This window comes from Sunxiuqinia sp. sy24, assembly GCF_052677165.1.
On the sequence record NZ_JBQYLH010000005.1, the window covers coordinates 38,277 to 60,473 of the forward strand.

Annotated in this window: 16 protein-coding genes; 9 read left to right on the plus strand and 7 right to left on the minus strand. The window is 46.1% G+C overall.

Features of this window, described 5'->3' with window-relative positions; genetic code table 11:
• Nucleotides 1-354, minus strand: coding sequence for a four helix bundle protein (locus ACUNWA_RS06030; RefSeq protein ID WP_445590990.1), 354 nt, complete (start codon nt 352-354; stop codon nt 1-3).
• 42 nt (nt 355-396) lie between these two features.
• The gene (gene mutA / locus ACUNWA_RS06035; RefSeq protein WP_445590991.1) at nt 397-2,277 is read right to left on the minus strand and encodes a methylmalonyl-CoA mutase small subunit; all 1,881 of its coding nucleotides are present in this window, start codon (nt 2,275-2,277) and stop codon (nt 397-399) included.
• A gap of 630 nt (nt 2,278-2,907) precedes the next feature.
• Between mutA and ACUNWA_RS06040 the strand changes: the two genes are divergently transcribed.
• Together ACUNWA_RS06040 and ACUNWA_RS06045 are read left to right on the plus strand one after the other, a co-directional pair.
• Complete coding sequence (locus tag ACUNWA_RS06040) at nt 2,908-3,783, plus strand: SDR family NAD(P)-dependent oxidoreductase (RefSeq protein ID WP_445590992.1); 876 nt, start codon at nt 2,908-2,910, stop codon at nt 3,781-3,783.
• Nucleotides 3,713-4,702 carry an NAD-dependent epimerase/dehydratase family protein gene (locus ACUNWA_RS06045; protein WP_445590993.1) on the plus strand — a complete coding sequence of 330 codons (990 nt, stop codon included), beginning with the start codon at nt 3,713-3,715 and terminating at the stop codon, nt 4,700-4,702. The genes ACUNWA_RS06040 and ACUNWA_RS06045 overlap by 71 nt, the downstream gene beginning before the upstream one ends.
• A gap of 127 nt (nt 4,703-4,829) precedes the next feature.
• Here ACUNWA_RS06045 and ACUNWA_RS06050 read toward each other — a convergent pair whose 3' ends face one another.
• From ACUNWA_RS06050 to ACUNWA_RS06060, 3 genes are all read right to left on the minus strand, one after another.
• Nucleotides 4,830-5,327: a GtrA family protein gene (locus ACUNWA_RS06050; RefSeq protein ID WP_445590994.1), complete on the minus strand. Its 498-nt coding sequence runs from the start codon at nt 5,325-5,327 to the stop codon at nt 4,830-4,832.
• Nucleotides 5,328-5,560: 233 nt separating this feature from the next.
• Nucleotides 5,561-6,388: an MBL fold metallo-hydrolase gene (locus ACUNWA_RS06055; RefSeq protein ID WP_445590995.1), complete on the minus strand. Its 828-nt coding sequence runs from the start codon at nt 6,386-6,388 to the stop codon at nt 5,561-5,563.
• 14 nt (nt 6,389-6,402) lie between these two features.
• Complete coding sequence (locus tag ACUNWA_RS06060) at nt 6,403-7,503, minus strand: DUF3810 domain-containing protein (protein WP_445590996.1); 1,101 nt, start codon at nt 7,501-7,503, stop codon at nt 6,403-6,405.
• A 130-nt stretch (nt 7,504-7,633) separates the two neighbouring features.
• On the opposite strand from ACUNWA_RS06060, the gene ACUNWA_RS06065 reads away from it, so the two are divergent.
• Nucleotides 7,634-9,052 (plus strand): UDP-N-acetylmuramate--L-alanine ligase, encoded by a 1,419-nt coding sequence (locus ACUNWA_RS06065; RefSeq protein WP_445590997.1) that lies wholly within the window; start codon nt 7,634-7,636, stop codon nt 9,050-9,052.
• A gap of 16 nt (nt 9,053-9,068) precedes the next feature.
• Nucleotides 9,069-10,301: a dipeptidase gene (locus ACUNWA_RS06070; protein ID WP_445590998.1), complete on the plus strand. Its 1,233-nt coding sequence runs from the start codon at nt 9,069-9,071 to the stop codon at nt 10,299-10,301.
• Here the strand turns inward: ACUNWA_RS06070 and ACUNWA_RS06075 are convergent.
• The gene (locus tag ACUNWA_RS06075; RefSeq protein ID WP_445590999.1) at nt 10,298-10,498 is read right to left on the minus strand and encodes a hypothetical protein; all 201 of its coding nucleotides are present in this window, start codon (nt 10,496-10,498) and stop codon (nt 10,298-10,300) included. The genes ACUNWA_RS06070 and ACUNWA_RS06075 overlap by 4 nt on opposite strands.
• A 144-nt stretch (nt 10,499-10,642) precedes the next feature.
• Here ACUNWA_RS06075 and ACUNWA_RS06080 point away from each other — a divergent pair, with 144 nt between their 5' ends.
• The 3 genes from ACUNWA_RS06080 (at nt 10,643) to ACUNWA_RS06090 (ending at nt 17,947) form a co-directional block, all read left to right on the plus strand.
• Nucleotides 10,643-12,934 carry a LamG-like jellyroll fold domain-containing protein gene (locus ACUNWA_RS06080; protein WP_445591000.1) on the plus strand — a complete coding sequence of 764 codons (2,292 nt, stop codon included), beginning with the start codon at nt 10,643-10,645 and terminating at the stop codon, nt 12,932-12,934.
• A gap of 273 nt (nt 12,935-13,207) precedes the next feature.
• Nucleotides 13,208-14,476, plus strand: a complete 1,269-nt coding sequence (locus ACUNWA_RS06085; protein ID WP_445591001.1) for a Gfo/Idh/MocA family oxidoreductase — start codon at nt 13,208-13,210, stop codon at nt 14,474-14,476.
• 81 nt (nt 14,477-14,557) lie between these two features.
• Complete coding sequence (locus ACUNWA_RS06090; protein WP_445591002.1) at nt 14,558-17,947, plus strand: family 16 glycoside hydrolase; 3,390 nt, start codon at nt 14,558-14,560, stop codon at nt 17,945-17,947.
• 295 nt (nt 17,948-18,242) lie between these two features.
• On the opposite strand, the gene ACUNWA_RS06095 is transcribed toward ACUNWA_RS06090, so the two are convergent.
• Entirely contained in the window at nt 18,243-18,683 is a 441-nt protein-coding gene (locus ACUNWA_RS06095; RefSeq protein ID WP_445591003.1) for a DUF4395 domain-containing protein, read from the minus strand.
• 325 nt (nt 18,684-19,008) lie between these two features.
• Here ACUNWA_RS06095 and ACUNWA_RS06100 point away from each other — a divergent pair, with 325 nt between their 5' ends.
• Nucleotides 19,009-19,806 carry a glycyl-radical enzyme activating protein gene (locus tag ACUNWA_RS06100; protein WP_445591004.1) on the plus strand — a complete coding sequence of 266 codons (798 nt, stop codon included), beginning with the start codon at nt 19,009-19,011 and terminating at the stop codon, nt 19,804-19,806.
• A 26-nt stretch (nt 19,807-19,832) separates the two neighbouring features.
• Nucleotides 19,833-22,196 (plus strand): trans-4-hydroxy-L-proline dehydratase, encoded by a 2,364-nt coding sequence (gene hypD, locus ACUNWA_RS06105; RefSeq protein ID WP_445591005.1) that lies wholly within the window; start codon nt 19,833-19,835, stop codon nt 22,194-22,196.
• Nucleotide 22,197 lies beyond the last annotated feature (1 nt).

Consider the following 22,197-nt stretch of genomic DNA (forward strand, 5'->3'; position numbering starts at 1 on the left):
TCAGACTTTCAGAATACTTTTAAACTTGACAATTATTCGGATTAACGATTTAATATCTTGATAAACTTTTTCGTAATCTTCAGAAATAATAAAGTTCAAATCATTCGCAAGGATAATCTGAGTTTCCAACTCAAATAAAGAGCCAATAGCATATTCAAGAAAACGTTGAAAATCCTTATCGCCATTTCTGCCTGTTCCTTCTGCAATATTTGAAGGAATTGAGACAGCAGCTCTTCTAATCTGTGATGTGAGTCCATACATCTCTTCCTTTGGAAATTTTGCAGTTAGAGAATAGACTTCTTTAACCAGTTTCCTGGCTTCCTGCCAAATTTTTAATTCGAGATAATTATGCATGGTCTTCTGTCTGAAAATCCGAATATCAGAATATCTATTAGTCTAATTAATACCTAACTTGCTTTGATACGCCTTCAATTCTTCCAGCAAATTGCTTTTCACATGAATGAAGTTCTCAATGCCTTTGGATTTTAACTCATCAGCGCATGTCGGAGCGCCGGCAACAACAAAGATTGCTTCACCTTTGATGGCATCGAAAGCAGCAGGAGCCATTTCAGCATATTCATCATCAGAGCTACAAATCACCACGATATCAGCGTCCGCTTCTTTTGCAGCAGCAACACCTTCTTCAACCGTAGCAAAACCGTTGTTGTCTTTCACTTCATAACCGGCAACAGCAAAGAAGTTACAAGCAAACTGAGCCCGTGCTTTGCGGAAATTAAGGTTACCCACAGTAAGCATGAAAACCAATGGGCGTTTGTTGCTTACAGAATATTTATCAGTAGCTACACGGACGGCTTCAAAAGCTTGTGCTCCGCGATAAGGCTTGATGGTTTCAATCTCAGCATCGTGAGCCGTCAAATCAGTCGGAAGCAAAGCATCCTCAACCAATTCTGCTTTTTCTAAACGCTCAGTAAAGTTCGGGAATTGATTCACGCCTAACAGATTTTCTCGGCGGGTAGCCACGTTTAAATCGCGCTTGGCAGCCATTTCTTTCACTTTCGTTTGAGTGAAACCAGCTTTTGCTGCAGCCAGGAAACCACCGTTATCCTGAACTTCGAGGAACAACTTCCAAGCTTCATCAGCGATAGAAGCAGTTAGCTCTTCAATATAATATGAACCAGCACCAGCATCTACAATCTTGTCGAAGTGAGATTCTTCTTTCAACAGCAATTGTTGATTGCGGGAAATACGGTCAGAGAATGTCGTTGAATCTTCGTAGATCGCGTTAAAAGGAAGTACGGTGATGGAATCAGCTCCACCCAACGCTGCACTCATGGCTTCGGTTTGGGTACGCAGCATATTCACATAAGGATCGTAGAATGTTTTGTTCCAGCTTCCTGTTTCAGCATGAACTTTCATTTTACAACCGCACTCACACTTGGGTTCGTAAGCTTTTACAATTTGAGCCCACAACAGGCGACCAGCACGAAGCTTTGCAATTTCCATGAAGTAATTGGCACTAACGCTCAAATTGAATTTGATGTTTTTTGCAACCTCTTCAACTGCAACACCAGCCTCGCTTAAGCTTGAAAGATACTCAGCACCTTGAGCCAAAGATAATGCTAACTCCTGTACAACAGAAGCTCCGGCATTTCCATAGTTCTTACCATTAACTGCCAATACCCGGTAGTTGGGCAATTCGGCTGTTTTGGCAATCAGATTTTGCGCTTGCGTCATCGCATGATCAACGCCTTTTTTAAACCGACCGTAAAGCAGGTAGTTGCCAAAAGGATCGTAAGACACGGAAGCTTCTACGTTTTTAGAATCCCATTTACCTGCCTGCACATACTCAGCAAACAATTCGGCGATCCGGCAAACCGGGCATTGACAAACAAAATTCACTTCTACCGACTCCAGACAGATGTCTTTCAACAAAACACCAAGATCGGCTACCGTCAATTCGGCACAGTCTTCAAAAACAAAGCCCAACGAAGTGACACCTTTCATCAAAACGTCAAGTGCTTTTTTGTTGGACTCTTCCAAATCTTTTACGATGATATTCTGACGAACATACCAATCGTTGTTGTTCGTTTTCGTACCTCGTACATAAGGAAACTCACCCGGAAGTGCATCCAGATATCCTAGTTTTTCAAGGTCTTCCTGCCGATAGTAAGGCTGAACGGAAAAACCTTCATTAGTCCTCCAAACCAGCTTGCGGTCAAAGTCGGCACCTTTTAAATCGGCTACCACTTTTTCTTTCCAAGCCTCTGTACTGACAGGAGGAAACTCATTAAATAGTTTAATATATTTTTCTGCCATAATGTAACTGTTAAGAAAATCAGGCTGCAAAATTAGTCTTTTTACATAAGGAGTGCTCAAAAATTCACAAGTTTTTAACCTTTAACTAACAAATATCAGATTTTGATTTTCAGCATTTTAGATATACAGCTAGCCAGACACCTCGAAAACACGTCTTATTTTTAATGGATATAAATAATTCCACTTTTGAAAAACAATAGCAAAATATCAAGTTCGTGACTACGAAACCAATAAAAATAATGGATCTGAGCTTTCGCAACACACAAATGTTTTGAAGGAGAAAACAAATAAAAAGGCTTCATCCATCCTCAAGCATACAACTATAAATGCTTTTTCTTTTAAACAATGAGATTCCCACCAATTCCAGTACCTTTAACGTTTAAAACGTGTAGCATTGTCCACAATGTGGAATCGCTGACTCAAAGAAATGACTACGAAGCAGGACTAATAAAAATAATTAACAGCAGAGCAACTGGTGTTTCATTCAACCAATTAGCATCTAAAAACGAGTCTGCCCCTGCCTTTCCATTCTTTTTGCCTGATATTTGCTACCCTTCAGATGAGCAACAGAAAATGAATTTAGACGGTAACGAATGTCCAGCTAACATTCAAAAACGATAAAAAAAGACCATGAAAGACCAAACCCCGCTATATGCCTTAATTACAGGATCAAGCACAGGACTAGGAAAAGCATTTGCCCAGGAATGCGCTCAACGAGGCATGAACCTCATTCTGGTTTCACTTCCGAATGAGAACCTAAAATCATTGTGTAAAAAGCTAGAGCATGACTATAAAATAAAAGCCTTCTGCAAAGAAACAGACTTAACCAATCTTCAATCGGTTATAGAGTTCGCCCAATGGGTAACCGACAATTTTTCGGTCAACGTCCTTGTCAACAATGCGGGAATTGGAGGCACCCAGCATTTTACCGACTCCACAACAGCATATCTCGACAACATGATTCAGCTCAACATTCGGGCAATGACCATGTTGACCCGACTGCTGCTGCCTGAGCTCAAAAAATACCGTAAAGCCTATCTTCTGAATGTTGCCAGCCTGGCGGCTTTTTCTCCGGTTCCGTATAAAACAATCTACCCGGCCACTAAGGCGTTCATCCATCATTTCACCCGTGGATTGGAAGCCGAATTGCAAGACACGAATATTCAGGTAAGCGTGCTGAATCCCGGCCCCATTATGACCAACTCGGATGTCCGCGAACGTATTGACGCGCAGAGTTTCTACGTCAAACTTTCCATCATGACTCCCGAAGAGATTGCGCAAATTGCCCTAAAAAAAATGCTGCGCGGCAAATCAGTCATTATTCCGGGCTTCATGAACCGGCTCAATGCCTTCTTTATCCGTGCAGTTTCGGAGAATTTCAGAATCTTTGTCGGCACCCAAATCTTCAAACGCGAAAACCGGAAAACCCAAAACAATGCAAGTACTACTAACAGGAGCAAACAGCCTACTTGGAAGCAACCTGACCAGAAAACTGCTGCAAGCTAACTACGAAGTCAAAGCCTTGGTTCGCGAAAACAGCAATCTCCTCTCGTTGGAAGGCGCAAATCCAGCGTTCGTTAAAGGGAATTTCATGGATGCTGACCTTTTGCGAAAAGCACTTACCGGCTGCAAAATTGTGGTTCATGTGGCAGCCAACACCTCGCAATGGCCATCGGCCTACGAACACTACAAAGTAACAAATGTAGACGGCGTTCGGCTGATGCTGGAAGAGAGCCAAAAAGCCGGCGTGGAACGTTTTATTTTGGTTGGATCAGCCAACGCGTTTGGCCCGGGCACCAAGAATACCCCGGGAGATGAAACAACACCATTCACCAGCTTGCAATACCAGTCGGGCTACATGCGCAGCAAGTTTGAAGCTCAACAACTGGCCCTCGCCTTTCATCAAAAACACCACTTCCCGGTAACGGTCGTTAACCCCACCTTTATGCTGGGAAAGTACGATGCCAAGCCAAGCTCGGGTCAAATGCTCTTGATGGCGTACGGAACAAAGCTGATGCCTGTCCCTCCGGGAGGTAAGAATTTTATTCATGTTGAAGATGTGGCTAACGGAATTGTCAGCGCAATTGAAAAAGGCAGGAACGGCCAATGCTATCTGCTGGCCAACAAAAACCTAAACTATCAGGAATTTTTTGGTAAAATGCAAGCATTGTGTGGTTGGCCCAAACAGCTGGTTAAAGTCCCCAAACCCTTGCTAACCCTTGCCGGGCAAGCCGGAACGCAGTATGAAAAGTTGAGTGGCAAGCCAGCCAAACTCAACAGCATCAACGCCAAATTACTTCAGGCCAACAATTATTATTCGCCGGCAAAAGCCGTCAGCGAATTGCAACTACCGCAAACCCCTATAGAAGAAGCGATCAAAGAGGCATTAGCGTGGTTTCAAGAGAATGGGTATTTGAGAAAATAAAAAGCTTCAAAGCAAAAGTTGTCCTCTGAAACAACCTGGAATTAAGCTGGACGCCTAGCTGAAAACCTAGAATTGGCAAGTTTGAGTTGGAATGAGAAAAATCCATCGCCTCATAAGTTCCGCTATTCTATGACTTAAACGTAAAAAACCGTTGCAGCAGATAACTCACAATAATGACGATTCCTGTTGTTATAATCTTTGAAACCGTGGGAAAGAAATGAAACTGCTCAACCAGAAGCCTCAGCAATACATAGTTGAGAATAATATTGAGCATAGCCACCGAAAAATACCGGACAAGCTGAATCCGCCCACGAATGATTGAATCCGGAAAGACCAGACCGCGCATCAACATAAACCCCAAAGGAAAAGTAATTAAGAAAGCGATGATAAAAGCCGCAATGTGCGGACTGATTGCTACCTGCGACGACAAATGGACGATCTGTTTGTCGATAATAAAGTTGTATGAAATAAAATACAGAAAAATATCCAACAAGGTATTTGCCCCTCCCACCGCCAGATAACGAAAGGTCTGCAAGTCCAGGATAGGACGAAACAGCGGATAAAACCAGTCGATTTTATCGAGCACAAAAGTCTTCGCTTTTATGTAGTTGATCGGTTCAGACATGAAACAGCATAAAATTCATAAACGCTAAAGCGATGCGCCAGCGCACACCCTTTTTGGTCTTGTATTCCACTTTTTTTGATTGGATTTAAGGCTCCAAAATTAATAAAAAAACCTACGCTTCGGAATTACATCAACTAAGGACCTCCTCAAAACACAAACATCATCCCACATTACACTCACACTATCAACCCAATACTACTTCCTCATCAACGATCGCAAGCAAAGGAACAAAGCTAAAATGAAAATGTCTCTTTCAGCTTCGGCCCTTTAGAAGTCCACTCCACCGTAGCACACTCGGTATAAAAGTCATGCTCAAAAAACAGAATGTAATCGTTGTCTGCAACCTCTTTCAAAAAAGACGCTTTTTCCTCCATCGCCGTAACCGGGTACAAATCGTACGAAGCCAGCCACACAAGAGGAATATGCGCTTTTGTAGGAATAAAATCGGACATATACACATACGTTTTGCCATCCGACTCAATAAAAGGAATCATTTGTCCCGGCGTATGCCCATCGAAAAACCGCACGCCGAATCCGGGGAAAAGCTCCCCTTCCTGCTCCACCAACTGCAGGTTCCCTTCGGTTTTCAGGAAATTCAAAATCTCCGGATAAAAAGCGGCCTGCTCCCGGACACTGGCCTCGGGCACATGCTCCCACTGCCGCTGACTACACCAGTGCGTGGCATTCGGAAACAACAATTTCAAATGACCATTCTCCTCCAATACGGCACCATTGCAGTGATCCCAATGCAGATGGGTAAATACAACATCGGTGATATCTTCCACCGAAAAACCATGTTCCTGAAGCGATTGGGGCAGCACATCGGTTTGCTCATGCCCGTTGTTTTGTTTTACTTTCTCCGGATAATGATTGCCTACGCCAGCTTCTATTAAAATGTTCCGATCGCCTTGCTTCACCAACAAACAGCGCATGGTCAGCCGGGTTACATTATTTTCATCAGCCGGATAAACCCGCGACCACAAAGGTTTCGGAATCACACTAAAAAGAGCACCGCCATCGCACGAAAAATGGCCGGCATGTAGAGGTATTAATTTATTCATTTCTTTCATCCTTTTTACGGTTTTAACAACTGGTTCACCCGTTGGGTTGCAAGCGAATCGACTGAAAAGTCCATGACGAACTTCACAACACCGGTATAATCCTCAATGCCTTTTTCTACTTTATTGGTTTTCAGGTAGGCATCATTCACTTTCGAAGCGTATTGGTCAATCGTCACATTACGCAAACTCAGCCAGTGCTCCCGAATACGCCGAAAGTCGGCCTTCACCGGCTCCTCAATCTGTTTCACCAACTCGGCATAAGCTTCCAACTGGTAGCCTTCGTATATAAAGTAACGCAGCAAATACAGGTTGGCACTGTACTGCAACAGCTGGTCCGAACTTTGGGAACAGACCATCCAGGCATAAAAGTTAGCCTCCGCTTCGCTTGTTATTCCCAGCTGATGTGCTTTCTCATGAGCCAACACCAGGGGATACTCCACCGGCAGCAAATGCCTGTTAAGCTGCACTTCGTTGAAAAACGGGCCATAATAACCCGAGATGCCCGCTTTGGCAAAAAAGCCGCTGAAGGTAATGGCTTTGGCACGTCGCATGCCCGCCGCATAGTTGATTTCCAGAAACGGGGCCAGTTGCTCGTACGATGCCTCAACCCGTTCATCAACCCAATCAAAGTCTACTGAATCAACCAACAGATAGGACTTATTGGTTTGGCTAATCAAATCCTCCCAAACAGCAACAAAAACGTCCGTGTCGGCCACACTCTCGGCTATCTGCAAGCGCTCATTCAAGTCGAGTCGGTAATAGTTGAAACCCCAGAGCCAATAAAACAACACATAAAAAAGCGCCAATGTGTTCAGCCAAAAGCGGACAAAACCACGCCAATTTATACGTCGAAAGATTAGGGCGAGCAAGCTAACGCCCCCAAGCAAAATCAGGGCGACATACAATAAGTCATCCAACGAAAAATGAAACCAGCAACTAAAAGCCGACAAGAACGTAGCGATGTGCGGATAAATGCCGCGTGCATAAACAGCCTCGGTTCCAGTCGGAAAAGCAGCCAGCAACTCGGTCAGTAAAAAAGTAAGCACCGCCAGCCACAGGGCTAGCCATCGCTTTCCAAAAATTCGTTTCAGTCGCTCTTTCCTATTCACTTGCATCTTTCTTTTTTCAGAAATTCAAAAATACACGAAATCGGCCGAACCCGGAAATGACAAGATTTTCTTTTCTGAAAAGGAATACTTGAACTACTTTCGCTATTTTTAACGCTCAATGCTTAACACAGACTTCATGCACATCCACTTTATAGCCATTGGCGGAAGCGCCATGCACAACCTGGCCATTGCCCTTCACAAAAAAGGATACCAAATTACCGGAAGCGATGACGAGATTTTTGAACCATCGCGCAGCCGGCTCAACAATTACGGTTTGCTTCCTCAGCAACAAGGCTGGCAATCCGAGCTGATCACCCATCAAATTGATGCCATTATTCTGGGCATGCACGCCCACCCCGATAATCCGGAGCTGAAAAGAGCGCAGGAACTTGGACTAAAAATCTATTCGTACCCCGAGTACCTGTACGAGCAAACCAAAGATAAAACCCGTGTGGTGATTGGCGGTTCGCACGGAAAAACAAGCATTACCTCCATGGTTATGCATGTGCTGAAAAGTAACCAGATCGATTTCGACTACATGGTTGGTGCCAAGCTCGATGGCTTTGAAACGATGGTTTCGCTAAAAGAAAACACGAAAATAGCGGTATTTGAAGGCGACGAATACCTGTCGTCCCCCATCGACCGGCGACCCAAGTTTCATTTGTATCATCCACACATTGCCCTGTTGAGCGGCATTGCCTGGGATCACATCAACGTGTTTCCAACTTTTGACAATTATGTGGATCAGTTCCGCATTTTCGCCAGGCAGGTAGAACAAAACGGCTCGCTCATTTATTTTGAAGGAGACGAAAAACTACAACACATTGCCAAGCAAGCCCGGCAGGATGTATCCACCATTGCCTACCGCGAACATGAGTCAACCGTAGAGGATGGCGTTACCTACCTGAATTACGGAGATCGCCGCATCCGCTTGCAGGTGTTTGGCGACCATAACCTGCAAAACATAACGGGGGCTAAACATATTTGCGATCAACTGGGCCTGACTGATGAGCAATTTTACCGTGCCATGACCTCGTTTAAAGGAGCTGCACGCCGACTCGAAACGCTTGCCGAAACGAACGACTGCACTGTCTTTTACGACTTTGCCCATTCGCCCTCCAAGTTAAAAGCCACCACGGCAGCCGTAAAGAAACAGTTCCGCAACCGAAAACTGGTTGCCGTCATGGAGCTACACACCTACAGCTCGCTCAAAAAAGAATTCCTGCTCCAATACCAGGGTTGCATGGACGAAGCCGATGAAGCTTACGTTTTTTTCAACCCAAGAACCATTGAACACAAACGACTTAGCCCCATTACAGAAGAAGAAGTAGCCGAGGCTTTTGCTTCCGAAGGCTTGCAGGTGTTTACCGATCCGGAAGCCTTGTTTCAGCAATTGCGGGCAAAAACCTGGGAGCATCAAAACCTGCTGATTATGACCTCCGGCAATTTCTCCGGACAAGACCTGAACGCATTCGCCATCGAAATTACGGGTAACCCGGTAAAGTTTGAACGAAAAGATAACTGGCTGCAACATCCGGATGGTATGATGAGCTAAAAACAACTGCACACCAATGAAACACTTAATCGTACTAGCCCTTTTCAGTTTGCTTGCTCTGATGGGAAAGGCAGAAGAAAAAGACCAGCGACTGTGGAAAAAGGCCCTGCGCATTCACAAGCGTGCCCTAACCATCGACACGCATTGCGACACGCCCATGGAAATGCTAAAGCCGGGCTTCAAGCTGGGTGAGCAACACGAAAGGACGGAGAGTCTGGTAGATCTTCCCCGCATGAAAGCAGGCGGACTGGATGCCCTATTCTTTGCGGTGTTTACCGGACAGCAACCACGTACCGCTGAAAATTACCGGCAAACCTATCAACTGGCCAAACAAATGCTCGACTCGATTCAAGCGGCGACCATCAAGCATGCCGACTTAGCCATGCTAGCCCTCACGGCAGACCATGCCGAACGAATTGCCCAGACAGGAAAACGCGCCATCTACATCGGAATGGAAAATGGCTTTCCCTTGGGTAAAGACCTCAACCGGGTGCAGGAATTTTACACTCGTGGCGTACGCTACACCACGCTTTGCCATTCGTTTCACAACGACATCTGCGATTCCTCGAGCGATGCAGCAGAACCCGAACACCACGGCGTTAGCGACTTTGGGCGCATGGTTATTCATGAAATGAACCGACTGGGCATGATGGTCGATGTTTCTCATCTATCGGATGATTCTTTTTTTGATGTGATGAACATGAGCCAGGCTCCGGTAATCGCTTCGCACAGCAGTGTGCGTGCCATTTGCAAGCACGACCGCAACATGAGCGATGAAATGATCAAAAAATTGGCCGAGCAAGGTGGCGTCATTCAAATCTGCCTGCTCGACGACTACATCAAAGAACCCGACACCACCACTCAACGCTATGCCATTCAAAACCAATTGATGCATGTCTATCGTACCGAATTCCATGCGATGAACGAACAGCAAAAGGAGGCTTTCAACCAGAAGTGGGACGACATGAAAAAAAATTATCCCAAGAAACTGCCTACCGTTAGTGATCTGGTTGACCACATCGACCACGTGGTGAATTTGGTAGGCGTAGATTATGTCGGTATCGGCAGCGACTTTGATGGAGGTGGTGGCCTGGCCGACTGTGCCGATGTCAGCCAGTTTCCAAACATAACCTACGAATTGCTGAAACGTGGTTATTCTGAACGAGACATCAAAAAGATATGGGGTGAGAACCTGATTCGCGTCTTCCGGGAAGTGGAGAAAACCGCTGGAACATTGGCTAATAACTAGAAGAAACGGGAACTTACTGTTTTCAGACCTGCCAAAGCTGGCGTGGCATGCAGTAAACCGCGGCTAAACAGGACGTAACCAAGGCGGAATGCCTCACAACCGCAGCAACACAGCATCATTCCACGAAATATTGTAAAAAACCGCAGCGGAATGCCATCCGACCAGGTTAAATCGCGTTCCGCTCTGGTTTTTTGCATTCCGCTCTGGTTGAGTCCGGACTTGCCTTGGTTTTTTGCATTCCGCAGCGGTTTTACCCATTTTTGATCAATTAAATTTGACACATACGGGAAAACATCAAGCAGCTTTTTATAGATTTGTAGGAATACCAATTGAATATTTTCTTGACACCTAAATTTCGAAAATACGATCTAATCTTTGCTATCCTGCTATGCCTGATAAGTAGCTTTACGCAGGCCAGTTCGGTGTGGTATAAGCAAATGCCCGATAGTACGCGTACAGCCATTCGGCTAAAGGCTCACTTGCTGATTCAACTCAATGAATTAAGCGATTCGGAAGTGAATAGTCTTAGCAAAGCAAACATTCCTTTTGCTTTCTATGCCGAAGATCTGACCAACCCGGAACGCCAGTCAAAAATTGAGGCCTTAACCAAGCGCCAGGAGTTAATTCCGGTAGTTACCCGCCTTGAAGAAGAACCATCCTACGAAACCAACAAGCAACTGGTACTGATAGAAACCCGCTTACTGGACCAGCTTAGCCTCGATCAGCAAGTTAACGACAGCTTGTTCAGCCATTCCTTGTTCAGTAACAACGAGCTGCTGCTGGTAAGGCCCGGAGCAGCTGAAAACAAAATGGATCGGCTCATCGCGCTTTGGAGCCAATGTGGCAAACTCCCCAACTTTATTCTTCCGGACTATTCCAATCTTGAGGCCTCTGCTCAGTGGGTTCAATCGCTGAATGCTACCGGACAGTTTACGGGAGTAATTTCATCCAATGGCAAGCTACTGGAAAAGGTTTCGTGGAAGGCCTATCCCAACCGCCAAAGCAATGGGTACTTCTGCTTCCCGCTAACGCCTGCCCACCTCGAACCATTTATCCCTTACAAAGCAGGCTATCGGTTCTCACCCGATATTATTTACGATTCGCCAGCCAACAGAGGCTACTTGAAAGAATTTAAGGCTGTTAACCTAAGCCCCGACTTTGAGCTGACTGATCACTTTGTATTCAACAAAAAACCGCTCAACTTATTGCGAGAAAACGAAAAAGAAATCATCAACAATGAAGTCGAATTCATCGCTGATGGGCAACGTGGCAACTGTGCCTGGTTTCCGGGCAGGGCCTACCTCGATGCCGGCATTCAAAGCAAGGAAAGCCTGCACCCCAACTTCAGCATAACAGCTTGGATTAAACCCACACAACTGAATACCAACAACAGCATCTTGGGTAAAGGCCGCGATTTTGTGCTAAAGCTTCACAACGGGCAGCTAACCTACACCATGCAAGGAATTAAGGACTATATTTCCACTTCGTCGGAAGTGCCTACAAACGAATGGACTTTTATCTCGGTGGTACACTCGGCCTATGAAAACCAGATTCGTTTTTACCTCAATGGAGAGCTCACCGAACAGGTAGATCTGCTTACGCCCTATACCGAATCGGACTATACACTACTCATTGGCAGCAATTTGTGGGAAGAGTTCTTTGTCGGCTACATGGACGAGATCAAAATCTGGAGCCGTGAACTCAATGAAGATGAAATTCGATTACAATACCAACTATCGCATAACCAGGATCAGCAAAAAGCAGGCATTTGGCTCTGGGTGCTGATCCCGCTATCCATGTTGATTGCGGCCTACTTTTTTGTCAGCAAAAGAAAGCCCAGGCAAACTCCCACGAAACTTAAAAAAGAAGAAAAAACCAAAGAGCCCGCGCTTAACCACGAACAAATATATTGTTTGGGCGGATTAAAAGTCATCAACCCGGAAGGGGTGGATGTAAGTCAGAAGTTTTCACCTAAGATTAAACAACTGTTTGTGTTAGTTTTTCTGAATAGCGCAAACGGATACCGCGGAATATCCACCAGCGAGCTTTCCGGAATATTATGGCCCGGTATGAGCACGCAGAAAGCCAAAAACACCCGCGGAACAAACATTCAAAACCTGAAAGCAGCGCTGGCTTCCTGCCCCGGTATTAACCTGGTATTTAAAGATCGGCTCTGGCAAATTGAACTGGGTGACACCTGCTATTCCGAATACAGTGATGTACTCGGCAAGCTAAGCACGATCGAGCAACATGCAACAGATCAGGATGCGCTAGAAACACTTCCGGAGTTGCTAAACATCTTGAGCCGCGGAACACTGTTACCCGACATGTCAGAATCCTGGCTAGATCCCTACATCAGTAAAATGAGTGACCGGATCATTGAAATGGGGCTCGGCTTATTCGAATCACTCGATGAGAAACAAGAAACCTCCTCCCTGCTTGCACTGGCCGAGGTGATCAGCCTGAATGATCCCCTCAACGAGCCGGCCTTACGTAAAAAGCTGCAACTGCTAACCAACCAGGGAAAACTCAGTCTGGCCCATTCGGTTTATGATCATTTTATCAAAGTATATCAGGAAATGTATCAGGAAAACTACCCGGTCAATTTCAAAGGGCTCACCGCTGAAAAATAGTAGCATCAACGAAGTGCCTTCGCTTCTTCCGGAGCCGAGCAAACCGATAGGCCAACTGGTGGTTTTTTCAATAAGAACCGGCTTGTTCTAAACGAAAAAACAAGACCGACATCACGCTTCATGTCCTTCCCAAAAGCTCGAACTTAAAAATAAAAAACGCCTGCTTCCCTTTTTTTATCGGGCGTTACCCCGTTTGTTACCCCTGCTATTATACCGACGACTCTTTCTTTGTCTAAACAATTCAATAAAATCAGAACTAAATCCATAAATACAATGAACAACAAAATGAACAACCGCCGCGATTTCCTAAAAAAGTCGCTGATTGCAGCAGCGGGAGTAACAATTATCCCAAGGCACGTTATGGGCGGACCAGGCTTCCTGGCACCCAGTGATCAACTCACCAAAGCCATTATTGGTGTCGGCGGAATGGGAAGAGGCCACATCAACTATGAAGGCACCCGCCTGTTGGCCGTTTGCGATGTCGACAAAAATCACCTCAAAGATGTCTTGAACATGGTCAAGCCTGAAGTACAGGGATACCATGATTTCCGCGAAGTACTTCAACGACCTGATATTGATATTGTACACATTGCCACACCTCCACACTGGCATGGAATTATGTCGGTTATGGCCGCACAAGCCGGCAAAGATGTTTGGTGTGAGAAACCAATGACCCGCACCATTGGTGAAGGTAAACGCGTGGTGGAAGCCATCAACGCCACTGGAAAAATGTTCCGTTTAAATACCTGGTTCCGTTTCAAAGACAATTTTTACGGATTGGGAACGCCAGTAAAACCGATTAAAAAAGCCGTAGAAAGCGGTGTTTTGGGCTGGCCATTGAAAGTTACCATCAGCGGAGTGACCGGCTTCAACTGGAAATTCTACTGGGTAGGTAAACCTAATCTGGCGCCACAAGCTGTTCCTGAAGCACTGGATTACGATATGTGGTTAGGACCTGCACCTGAAAAACCGTACAATGCACACCGGGTGCACCAAACATTCCGTGGATACTGGGATTATGATGGCGGTGGCTTAGGCGACATGGGACAGCATTACATCGACCCGGTTCAGTACTTCCTGGGTAAAGACAACACCAGCCCGGTAAAAGTTGAAGTGGACGCTCCGCAACAACACGATGACGCCATTGGTACCTGGAGGAAAATTACTTACACTTACGATGATGGCTGCCAGATTATTCTGGATGGCGAAAACAAAGACAAAAATGCCGCTTACATCGAAGGTCCAAACGGAAAAATCTTCAACGGATTCAAATCCGATATTCCTAATCTGAAAGAACTGATTGACAGGATGCCAGATCCGGAACCTCAAATCACCACCTTCAGCGAATCGGTACGCACCCGTGAAAAATTCGCACTAAACGAAGAAAACGGACACCGCTCAGCAACCATTGTCAATATGGGTGTGATTGCCCTTCGCTTAGGAAGAACCCTGGAGTTTGATCCGGTGAACCAGGTTTTCATCAACGATGATGAGGCCAACCGACTGATCAACCAACCCATGCGCGGTGAATGGCAGATTTGAGAACGGACAACAAACAACATCACCGTAAAGTCAACTAACATAGAAAAGCAACTTAGTTTTTAAACGAAAATTTAAAACGGAATGAATCACTTAAAAAATATACTTACAACCTTACTGATAAGCTTGCTGCTTATTCCTGCTTTTGCGCAGGACAGGCGCACGCTGGAAACCAAGGTAGCCGATATCCTGGCTCGTTTTCCCGCCGAAAACGCCAAAGAAACAACAAAGTTAACTCAGCAAATTATCGACCTGAACTCGGAAGGGATTGCCAGCTTCTGCGATATGATTATTCCTCCCGGAACCGGCGATGACACACAAGCGCGCTATGCCATCACCAGCCTAGCCAAATGTCCGGTAAAAGCGGGCTCAGCAGACAGCAAATTGATTGAGCAGAATCTGATCAATGCTCTTGAAGAAGCAAACGACAGCGAAGTAAAAGCCTTTTTCATGCGCCAGCTGGCCTACTGCGGACAAGCAGAAACGGTAAGTGCGCTGGGGAAATACCTGGATAATGAAACATTGGTTTCACCAGCCATTGCTACACTGACCAGCATTGGCACTGACGAGGCTGCTGCCCTTATTCTCAATGCAGCAAAAACAAAAAGCGGCGAACAGCAAGTTGAGTTCATCAAAGCACTGGGTGTATTAAACTACCAACCAGCTGAGTCATTTTTGATCAGCCTTGCCGAATCAGCAAGCGACGAGCCGCTTAAACAAACATATGCCGCTTTGGCGCGCATTGGTGGCGAAGCTTCAGCTAAAACGTTCAGTGCAGCAGCCAAAAAAGTATCGTTTGCCGCAGATGAAGCCGAAACCATGCTTTCTTACCTGGAATATGCCTGTAAGCTTCGGCTAAACGGGCACACCAAGCTAAGTAACAAACTGGCAGCAACAGCGCTCAAAAAATTCAGTGCGCAGGATCAGCTGCATTTCCGCTCGACTGCCTTAAAAACACTGCGCGCCAATCAAGGAGAAAAAGCCTTTAAACTGTTGGCTAAAGAGTTTAAGAATGATGACAAAGCCTATCGCATGGCTGTATTGACTTTTGCTCAGCAAAGAATAACGGAAGCAGAAGTTAACCAGTGGGTTGACTTGTTCCCTAAGCAGTCGTCTGAGCAACAAACAGAGCTGCTTTACTTCCTGGCACACCGCCCCGAAGCCGGCGTGCTCAACCAGGTAATTTTGCCTTCACTGGCCTCAGCCAACCAGGCGGTTCGCGAAGAGGCAGTCTTGGCCTTGGCCATCAACCAACAAGCAAAAGCCATCCCTGCTTTACTCAGCCAGCTGAAGCAAGCCACCGATAAAGCAGAGTTCGCGGCCATCAAGGAAGCACTGCTTGTTGCAACTTCTGTAGACAATTGCGACCAACTGGCCGTCCAACTAGATGAGCAAAGTGCCGATGCGAAAGTCATCCTGATCGAAGTGCTGGCAGCCCGTCGTGCCCACAGCTATTTCAATCAGGTTGAAGCGCTTTGCAAAAGCTCAAACAGTGCGGTTAGCCAAGCGGCTTACCAAGCATTGGCGCGGGTGGCCCAAGCCGAAAATACAAGCAGCCTGTTAAACCTGCTGCAACAAACATCATCAACCGATGGAATTAAAGCCGTTCAGCAAGCCCTGATCGCCCTATACAATTCAACAGATGCTCCTTCTGCAACATTAACCCTCGATGCAATGAAATCAGGCAAGCAGACGGAGAAACTGGTTCCCGTATTGCCTTTCCTGAATGATCAAAACGCACTGAAAAGTGTTACATCGTTGTTAAACGACGGAAATGCAAACGAGCAAAAAGCGGCTTTTACAGCACTCACCAACTGGTCTGATGCTTCAGCCCTGCCAGCACTTTTCAATGTTTTCAGCGACAATTCAAAAGCGGCCTTCAAACAAGAAGCACTTGCTGCTTTCCTGAAACTAACGCGCCAAGCCAATATTCCAGCCGATCAAAAATTATTGTGGCTCGATAAAGTGATGGTTCAATGCACCACGAACGCCGAAAAACAACAAGTCATTCGCGCAGCCGGAAACGTAAAAACATTCCTTGCACTAACTTTTGTTGCCAACTACCTGGATGACACCGCCCTGAGTGGCACTGCCGCCAGTGCAGCCATGAAAATTGCGCTGCCAACACCTGGCGAACAAAACGGATTAAGCGGAACGTTTGTCCGTGAAACACTCACCAAGGTCAAAGCTAAAATTTCAGGCGCCGACAGCCAGTACTTCAAAATTGACATTCAGGAGTATTTGGACAAGATGCCACAAGAAACAGGTTATGTTTCTCTTTTCAACGGCAAAGATCTGAGCGGATGGCAAGGGCTGGTGAAAAACCCAATTGCCAGAGCTAAAATGTCGGAAAAAGAACTGGCTGCAGCGCAAGTGAAAGCCAACACTCGCATGCACGAAAACTGGTCGGTAAAAGACAACATGATTGTTTTTGATGGCAAAGGCGACAACCTGTGCACGGTTAAAAACTACGGCGATTTTGAAATGATTGTTGACTGGAGAATCACCAAAGAAGGAGACTCCGGCATTTACCTGCGTGGTACGCCACAAGTTCAAATCTGGGATACGTCGCTGGTTAAAGTGGGCGCCCAAGTGGGTTCAGGCGGACTTTACAACAACAGCAAACACCGAAGCACCCCATTGGTGGTGGCTGACAACCCCGTTGGTGACTGGAACACTTTCCGCATTAAAATGGTAGGCGAAAAAGTAACCGTTTACCTGAACGGTGTTCTGGTAGTAGACAATGTAACCATGGAAAACTATTGGGATCGCAGCCTTCCAATTTTCAGCGAAGGTCCTATCGAACTGCAGGCCCATGGCAACGACCTGACGTTCCGTAACGTTTATGTTCGTGAGCTGAATGCCGAAACTCCAGGCCTAACGGAAGCTGAAAAAGCTGAAGGCTTTGTATCACTTTTCAACGGCAAAGACCTGGATAAGTGGGTTGGAAATAAAACAGACTACCGGGCTGAAGATGGCCTGCTGGTCGTTCGTCCGGCCGAAGGAGGTCATGGCAACCTGTACACCGCCAAAGACTATTCGAACTTCATTTTCCGCTTTGAATTTCAATTGACACCGGGTGCAAACAACGGACTTGGCATTCATGCTCCGCTGGAAGGCGATGTGGCTTATGTGGGTAAAGAATTGCAAATTCTGGACAATACCGCTCCCATTTACGCCAACCTGAAACCTTACCAATACCATGGTTCGGTTTACGGCACAATTGCCGCCAAACGTGGATTCCTGAAACCTGTTGGTGAATGGAACTACCAGGAAGTGATTGTTAACGGAGATGACATTAAAATTACGCTGAACGGCGAAGTCATTCTGGAAGGAAACATCAAAGAAGCTTCGAAAAACGGAACAGCTGACCAGAAAAATCACCCCGGATTGAAACGCCATACCGGCCGTATCTGCTTCCTGGGTCATGGTTCAGATCTGAAATTCAAAAACATCCGCATTAAGGAGTTGTAATAAACAGTCAACCAAGTAAACGACTAATAAATCAAGCGTCTCCGGATTAAACCACGGAGGCGCTTTTTTCATTCCCCTAAATCAGCGCCGAAAGAACACCTACCCTCCAGAACGGAAACATAACCCCTCAATCAATCAATCATTACATATCTACCACTTCCTGCGAACCAACATGCATGTGAAGAAAAGTAGCATTACCCGTCATCATCCGTTTATCCGCGGACCAAGGGGCATAAAAAAACCGGCCTGAAGCCGGTTCTTTCGAGAAAAAACTATTCTTTGTTGGTGTTGAAAACTAATTCTTATAAAATGGCAATACCAGATAAGTATAAATGGTACAGCCGGCACAAAAGCCTACGGCAAATTCAAGAGCTGCAAAAAAGACCAAAACACCGGCAACGCTGGAAGCTGCAGTCGTGAGCTGAAAGGCAAATAACACGGCAAATACCAGCGACATGGCAAAGCCCATGCGTGCTGCAAAAATCTTTGGCGCTTTATCAATCGCCTTGGCTGGCAGCTTTAGCAACTGGGTAATCCAATAGGCCATGCAACTCAATGGGCTAAATTTCATCTTGGTAAACGCACGAATAAAAAAGTCAGCAGCAACAAAAGCCATCAACACGGCCGTCTGCAATGCAAATGAAACAATGACAGTCAGAATCACCAATAAAGCCGTAACTCGTGGCACCTGCTCATTGATTCGTTCATCCGATATGGGGCAAAATAAATTCTTCATAATTTCTCTCCTCTTCTAATTAGCGTTCCCTGGGAACAACACCATTTAGGACAAAAATATCTTTTTATTTGTTTTATTTAAAACTGTTCTAAATAACATCGGATAGACTTAATAGTTTCTTTACATTCACAAAAAAAGCTAATTTGCATCTGTTGTTTAAATTTCGACACCGATGAAGTTCAAAATCAAACATTTCTCCAACCTCTACCATCAGTTCGGCAAAGGACTTTACGAATGCTGGATCAATTGATTTTGCGCCTGCCATAGCGCAGTCGGAAAACCACCCCTTATCCTGTTTTTCAAACTTCACTAAAAAGCATCTCCCATGGATGGGATTATATTCGATATTAAACGTTTCGCGGTGCATGACGGCCCCGGCATACGAACCACCGTATTTTTAAAAGGTTGTCCGCTGAACTGTCAGTGGTGCCACAACCCCGAAAGCATTGCCCCCAAACCGGTCTACGCTCCAAGAACCGTTCATCTAAATGGACATCAATTTACCGAAAACGAGCAGGTTGGTTATACCGTAAGTCCGAATCAATTACTGGCAGAACTTCAAAAGGAGCAGATCTTTATGGAGGAATCCGGTGGCGGCGTAACCTTCTCAGGCGGCGAACCCTTACTTCAAGGCCCGTTTCTGAATAAAATGCTTCGGCTATGCCAAAGCCACGGCATGCACACCGCCCTAGACACAAGCTTATTTTCAAGCTGGAAGATGATTCAGAAAGTAGCCAAAGCGACCGATCTTTTCCTCATTGACCTAAAACTGATGGATGACCAAAGACATCAGAAATACACAGGCGTTTCCAATCAATCAGTTTTAGAGAATATTCAACAATTGGCTGCTCTCAAAAAGTCATTTAGCATCCGCATACCCATCATTCCGGGAGTTAGTACCACACCGGAGAATATCGAAGCAAGCATCGCTTTTTTGCAAAGCCTGCAGCAACCACCAGCCTCTGTTGACCTGCTGCCGTTTCACAATACGGCTAAAGCCAAATACGCACGTTTTCAGATGGAAAACCCATTCGGCAATCAGCCCTCACTGAAGCGGGAGGCATCATCTGAAATCAAACAGCAATTTGAGAAGGCCGGATTTGCAGTGACCATCGGAGCTTAGCTTTTAACTAAAAAATCGAAAACACCATGACACCACGAATACAAAAATTACGCAATCAAAGCCTGAAGGCTATCAACTGCATTTCGGCCGAACGAGCCTTATTAGTTACCAAATTTTATAAAAGTCATCAGGCACTGGGAGATTCCATCCCCATGCAACGCGCTAAGGCTTTTCGTTACATCATGGAAAACAAAACCGTCTGTATCAATGACGATGAGCTGATTGTTGGCGAACGCGGACCAGCACCTAAAGCAACTCCCACTTATCCGGAGATCACAGTGCATTCATTGCAAGATCTGGATATCCTGAACAGTCGCGAAAAAGTCTGGTTTCGGGTTGATCTCCAAACCCGGCAAGCCTATGAAAAAATAATCATCCCCTTCTGGGAAGGCCACTCCAATCGCGATCGGATTATGAATCGCATGCAACCGGAATGGCTGGAAGCGTATGAGGCGGGCATCTTCACCGAATTCATGGAGCAACGTGCTCCGGGACACACCGTTGCCGGTGATAAGATCTACCGCAAAGGCATGCTGGATATCATTCTGGACATCAAGGAAAGCCTGTGCCAACTCGACTTTGTAAATGACCCGCAAGCCTACGACAAAAAGGAAGAGCTGAGCGCGATGCAGCTGGCTGCCGAAACCATTATTGTATTTGCCAACCGGCATGCCGACAAGTTGGAAGAGCTTGCAGAGCAAGAAAAAGAAGCTACGCGAAAATTGGAGCTTAGAAACATGGCCGGCATTTGTCGCCGGGTACCGGCCAATGCCCCGCAAACCTTTCACGAAGCACTGCAATATTACTGGTTTGTGCACCTGGGCGTGGTTACCGAACTCAATCCGTGGGATTCGTTTAACCCGGGTCGACTGGATCAGCATTTGTTCCCTTTCTACCAAAAAGAACTGGCTGCCGGAACGCTAAGCAAAGAGCAGGCCCAAGAATTACTGCAGGCTTTTTGGATCAAGTTCAACAACCATCCCGCTCCACCCAAAGTGGGCGTTACCGCCCTCGAAAGCAATACCTACACCGACTTCGCACTAATCAACCTGGGAGGCGTAAAACCCGATGGTTCGGATGCAGTCAACGAACTCTCCTGCCTCATACTGGATGTGATTGAAGAGATGCGCTTGCTACAGCCCAGCTCCATGGTGCAGCTTAGCAGGGAAAATCCCGATCGCTTCATCCAGCGAGCCATCCAAATTGTAAAAACCGGCTTTGGACAACCGTCTATTTTCAACACCGATGCCATCATACAGGAACTGCTGAACCAGGGGAAAAGCTTGATTGATGCCCGAAACGGTGGAGCCAGCGGCTGTGTGGAAAGCGGCGCTTTTGGCACCGAAAGTTATATTCTGACTGGCTATTTCAACTTACCCAAAATACTGGAGCTCACCCTCAACAATGGTTTTGATTCGCGGACCCAAAAACAGATTGGCCCCCAAACCGGCGATCCAAGTTCGTTTCAATCGCTGGATGAACTGCTGCAGGCCTTTAAAAAACAGGTACAGCATTTTGTAAACATCAAAATTGAAGGGAGCAATATCATTGAAAAGACCTTCATCAACCACATTCCAACGCCCTTTCTTTCGCTTATTATTGACGACTGTGTAGCCTCCGGAACTGATTATATCCAGGGTGGTGCACGCTACAACACCAACTACATTCAGGGCGTAGGCATGGGTACCATCACCGACTCGCTCACCGCTATTAAACAGCACGTGTTTGAGCAAAAAAACTGCAACATGTCAGACCTGCTGGAGGCTTTGAAGAACGATTTTGCAGGAGCTGAAAACCTGCATTACCAGTTGGTTTATAAAACGCCCAAATATGGCAACGATGATGACCAGGCTGATGACCAGCTGCGTACTGTTTTCGAAATTTACCACCAAGCGGTAAACGGACATAAAAGCCCGCGGGGAGCCGATTACCGGATTAACTTGCTGCCTACCACCTGCCATGTGTACTTTGGAAGTGTGATGCAAGCCAGTGCCGATGGACGCCTGGCGGGAACACCTGTTTCAGAAGGCATCTCACCCGTGCAGGGAGCCGACCGGCAAGGGCCCACGTCGGTGCTCAAATCAGCAGCTAAGATCGATCATTTACGAACGGGCGGCACCTTACTGAACCAGAAGTTCACTCCTTCCTTTTTCGAGGATGAATCGGCCATTGCTAAAGTTTCCAGCCTGGTGCGAAGCTACTTTCGTTTAGAGGGCCATCACATCCAGTTTAATGTGGTGGATGCCGCGACGCTACGCGATGCCCAAAAGCACCCCGAGCACTACAAAGACCTAATTGTAAGGGTTGCCGGCTACAGCGATTACTTCAACGATTTGGGTGAAGATTTACAAAATGAGATTATAGACCGAACGGAACACCAAAATTTCTAAT